We start from the raw sequence: 683 nt of genomic DNA, 5'->3' as shown, positions 1-683 counted from the left end.
CAGTGCTTGGGAAAGACAGTTTCTACCATTAGAAATTGTGACAGGAAAGGGCTCATTGAATAGAGCCCTCTTACTTTTTGTTAGCTTGAGCATTCTTTAGTGATGCGTTCTCGGACAGTATCGAGCAAAGTGTCGTCACGCTCGTATTCGGTGATGAGTTCGTCAAAGGCATCAAAGTTATCGTCGGTTAAGCCGTACTGGTCTTCAATTTTAATGAGTTCAGCTTCTTTCTTTTGTAGATCATTATGAAACAGTATCTCGGCGCATTGATAGCGTACGCTATAGTCGGCGTACTGTTCTTTGCTCATGAGCGGGTTGGCGAAGCTATTGGGCGAAAAAAGAGTGATAGCGATAGTGGTGCATAGAAAAACATGTGAAGCACTTAACGAGCTGGTTAAGGTACGAATCATTCAGATCTCCGAAGCAGGTTGATAGGGCTAAAAACTCGCGGCGAATTATAGTTAACTATAATTTTTAGTGTGTTAAGTCTTGTTATTTAATGTAAGGCTATGTAGGTTTTAACCGTAATTGTTGCCGATCTGAGGCTTCCTTAAAGGGCGCTGCTTTAACTTCCATATTTGGCAAACTGTGTTTTAGATGCTGAATTCATCAGTATAGGGCTAGCATTTAATAGTGATGATCTCTTATCCTCTGCACTGGAAAATAATACAAACAAAATGATG

General features: G+C 40.6%; 1 protein-coding gene. It reads right to left on the bottom strand.

What is annotated here, in order from left to right; genetic code table 11:
- Window positions 1-80 precede the first annotated feature (80 nt).
- Window positions 81-410, bottom strand: coding sequence for a hypothetical protein (locus A3756_RS16620; protein ID WP_068554002.1), 330 nt, complete (start codon window positions 408-410; stop codon window positions 81-83).
- Window positions 411-683 lie beyond the last annotated feature (273 nt).

The organism is Oleiphilus sp. HI0086 (genome assembly GCF_001635225.1).
Note: the sequence above shows the minus strand (reverse complement) of the source record. Positions and strands in the feature narration are given on the sequence as shown.

Bases quoted from the DNA above. Each gene is read 5' to 3' on its own strand.
- A3756_RS16620 (WP_068554002.1), bottom strand. From the start codon at position 410: ATGATTCGTACCTTAACCAGCTCGTTAAGTGCTTCACATGTTTTTCTA.